General features: G+C 65.1%; 5 protein-coding genes and 1 pseudogene. 2 read left to right on the top strand and 4 right to left on the bottom strand.

Annotation, left to right across the window (positions count from 1 at the left end; translation table 11 throughout):
• Positions 1–236 (top strand): hypothetical protein (locus tag ACLQI9_RS24380; RefSeq protein WP_442392313.1); only part of this gene is annotated, 236 nt, incomplete at its 5' end.
• Positions 237–346: 110 nt separating this feature from the next.
• Here ACLQI9_RS24380 and ACLQI9_RS24375 read toward each other — a convergent pair.
• The 4 genes and pseudogenes from ACLQI9_RS24375 to ACLQI9_RS24360 form a co-directional block, all read right to left on the bottom strand.
• Positions 347–493, bottom strand: coding sequence for a hypothetical protein (locus tag ACLQI9_RS24375; RefSeq protein ID WP_442392312.1), 147 nt, complete (start codon positions 491–493; stop codon positions 347–349).
• A gap of 17 nt (positions 494–510) precedes the next feature.
• Positions 511–606: pseudogene (locus ACLQI9_RS24370) on the bottom strand (DNA-binding response regulator); the annotation flags it as partial.
• A 104-nt stretch (positions 607–710) separates the two neighbouring features.
• The gene (locus ACLQI9_RS24365; RefSeq protein ID WP_442392314.1) at positions 711–1004 is read right to left on the bottom strand and encodes a winged helix-turn-helix domain-containing protein; all 294 of its coding nucleotides are present in this window, start codon (positions 1002–1004) and stop codon (positions 711–713) included.
• Between the two features lie 482 nt (positions 1005–1486).
• Positions 1487–2821, bottom strand: coding sequence for a hypothetical protein (locus ACLQI9_RS24360; protein ID WP_442392311.1), 1335 nt, complete (start codon positions 2819–2821; stop codon positions 1487–1489).
• A 90-nt stretch (positions 2822–2911) separates the two neighbouring features.
• Between ACLQI9_RS24360 and ACLQI9_RS24355 the strand changes: the two genes are divergently transcribed.
• Positions 2912–3175, top strand: a 264-nt coding sequence (locus ACLQI9_RS24355) for an RpiB/LacA/LacB family sugar-phosphate isomerase (RefSeq protein WP_442392310.1), incomplete at its 3' end; no start/stop codon positions are given.

The raw sequence follows: 3175 nt of genomic DNA, 5'->3' as shown, positions 1-3175 counted from the left end.
CTGCGATAAGAAATCACTCGGGAGAAAGTCGTGGACATTCTTGGTTCGATGCTGCGATGGGAGTCATCATCGGAGGGGCCGAATATCTGCTCGGGTTCATCGGACCCATCGTCGTTCATCCCGACGCCAACCAGGGGCCGCTTCACGGCATTTTCATAACCGGGCCGGGCGGGTCCATGCTCGGGCTCGTTGTCGGTTTGGTCAATGCAATTGTCACAGGCCAACTCTCCTCCTGATCAAATCAGGGCTCGGCCGTCGACGCAATCGTCAGCCAGGCTGGAAAGTCTGGTCTGCGGCTTCTGACCGCACGGGCCACGAGGTTCGGTGGTGATCCGCATCCCCTGTGCTAGGAAGTATCTACGCATTCGGCCGCGAAACCCTCGGCTTTCAAATTGTATGCGAGCAGCTCGGCAAGAATGGCGTCGTCCTCGACGACAAGAACCCGTGCAACCACCGAGGCGCTCATGGCCGAAGCGACACTCAATTCGCTCATGGATAAACCGCCGCTCACACCATGATGACCGGCAACAACCGCGTCCGTTCGCTTGCGCGCAATCGGCGGCAGATTTCCAAGCCGGACATTCCGGGCAGCATCCAGTCGAGGAGTGCAGTTGATTGCACGGATAGCCCCCGCTCTCTCCTGATCGCCCACCTCTCCTCCGATCCGCCGGCCGAACACATCGGATGACATCTTGGTATAGTGTTCGGCCTCACGAGCGTTGCATCGACCGTGCCTCGACCTGTTTAAGGCCGTAGGTTTCGTCAAACGAGTAGCCGAAGTCGCGCACCGTCCGAATTGGGTCGCGCTCGTTACCGCGCGACAGCGCCCGCCGCAGGCGTCCAACATACACGTCGATACTGCGACTGCCGACGTCCGCCGTAGGTCCCCAGACGGCATCGCGAAGCTGCGATCGGGACAAAACACGGCCTGTTTGCGCAAGCAGACATTCCAGAAGACGGAACTCGGTCGCCGTCACTCGGATTTGGCGGCCAGCGCGTTGCACCCGCAATGGCACGCCAAAGTTGTCGCAGCCATGGTCCGCACGGCCATCCGGGCGAAGCGTGGGCTTGGCCCCACCAAAACCGATACGGCCATTTTATACGAGGACCGGATCGCGCACGACCCGCCTCCCTGCCTGCTGTCGCCGGGGACGCCGAACTTTGTTGGGCCGAGCGCATCGCGCCGCAAACACGCTAGGCCGATCGGCGCTGCGAAGTCGTAGAGGAAGGCGTCGCCGCTGGCCGGCCGCCGCGCACAGCCACACATCAAAACCATCGTTCGTTCCGACCTCGACGTTCGGTCGTGATCCGCCTCCTCGGGCTAGGAACCAAGGCAGTGCAGTTGATTGTACGACGGCGTCACGCCTCGTAAGAAGCCCGCCTCGACGGAGCCCCATGAGATCGTTTTAGTCCACACAGTTCATTCGGCCTCTAGCGAATAGGTGGCGCAGCACTGGGTTCACGCAGTGTAGGTCTGAGCGCAGGCTTAGCGCGCGAAGCCGAACGCGAAGACCCGCCCGTCGCCCGCGAAATAGAGCCGGCCGGCGGCGGCAAGGATGGTCGCGTAATGCCGGAGGCCGTCGAGCGGATCGCTGGTGAACACCGCCTGCCCGGTGTCGCCACGGAAACCATACAGCCGATTGTCGCCCTCGGCGTCGACGATCCACACGATCGGGTCGGCCGTATTGTCGCTCGTCGTTACGATCGTGGCCCCCTGTCCGCGCAGCTTGGCGCACCACGCTGTGTGCATCGCCGGTTGCGCCCCGCCCGAGATGCGCAGCGCCACCAGCCCGAGCCCCCCTGCATCGCCGGGGCAGGACGAGCCGTCGGCCTGGAACGTCACCATCATGTCTTGGCCCATGCGCCAGGCGGCGGGCGAGGTGTTGACCGTACCGTCGGCGACCTTCTGCGCAAGCAGCGGGTGGCCGATGCCGCCGAGGTTGGCGCGGTCGAGCAGGTACGCGGTGCCGTTCTTGTCGAGCGCGAACAGCACGGCCGCCCCGGGGCCGCCGTCAGGCAGGTCGAAGGTCATCGGATTGTTGTAGGCCAGAACCAAGTAGCCCATGTCCAGCTTTTGCCAGTCGGCCGGCGCGAAGAAATCCTCCGGGACAGGTTGCCAGCGCAAATCCAGCGCCAAGCGGATCACCGCATTGCCGCCGCTCCATTGTTGCTCAAGGCCGCTGGTATGGCCGGCGGCGGCGAACAGGCGGCTTCCGTCGAAGGCGATCCCGCCCGGTGCCCAGATGCCGCCCCCTCTGACCGAGGTCCGCCAGGCCCCGAACACCGCCGGCTTGTCAAGGTTGAGCCCGACCACCCAGCCGTGAAAGTCGCCACATTCGCCATAGTGGCCGCCATAGGGCACATAGAGCCGGTCGCCGGCCAAGGTGAGCGCGCCGCGCTCGTTCTGCGCGGGGGCATTGAAGCTCATGCCAAGTGCGCGGAGCGAACTGGCCACGTCAACCGGCCAGCCCGGCAGCACCGCGCCGTCGGCGAGCGGCAGGCCGAACACAAGGTGGCGCGGCCCGTCGCCGCCATCGACCACGGCGTCGAGGTAAAGCGCGCCGCTGCGCTCGTCGATCACCGGCGTGCCGGTGATGCCGACCGGGTCGATGTTGCCGCAATCAAGCTTATGGCGCGCGACCGCCGGGCCGAGGCGGCTCTTCCAGATCGTGCCTCCGGTGACGGCGTCCAGCGCAACGACTGCATTGTCTTCGGTCGCCACGATGACCAGCCCGCGCGCCGCGCCTGGCGGACGCCAGTAGAGAGGCTGCGCATAGACGTTGCCCGGCACGCGCCCGTCAAACGCCGCATCCCGCTGCATATCAAGCTCAAAGCACTCTCGTGAAGCTATGGTAGCCGTCGCCGCTGCCGCTTCATCCTGGCCGTGAGCGGCGGCCGTATCCCATGGCGTATGCTGGGGCGCATCGGCGTGGCCACTGATCATGGCGGGTTCGGCTTGAAGGAGGAACTGGTCGCCCAGCTCCTGGCGGCTGGCCATGAGGTTGTCGATTTCGGCGCCAATAGCCTGAGCCCAGACGATGACTATTTGGACTTTGTCATCCCGCTCGGCCGGGCTGTGGCAGGGGGGCAGGTCGAGCGCGCTGTGGCGATCTGCGGCAGTGGCGTGGGCGCGTCCGTGTGCGCCAACAAGATTCCTGGCGTTCGCGCGGCGCTG

Origin of the sequence: Mycobacterium sp. (genome assembly GCF_052143115.1) — a bacterium.
In the GTDB taxonomy this organism is placed as follows: Bacteria; Actinomycetota; Actinomycetes; order Mycobacteriales; family Mycobacteriaceae; genus Mycobacterium.
This window is presented reverse-complemented; position numbering and strand designations above follow the sequence as displayed.

Excerpts from the sequence above, each read along its gene's own strand:
- ACLQI9_RS24360 (WP_442392311.1), bottom strand. The coding sequence starts at position 2,821 with ATGCAGCGGGATGCGGCGTTTGACGGGCGCGTGCCGGGCAACGTCTAT.
- ACLQI9_RS24375 (WP_442392312.1), bottom strand. The coding sequence starts at position 493 with ATGAGCGAATTGAGTGTCGCTTCGGCCATGAGCGCCTCGGTGGTTGCA.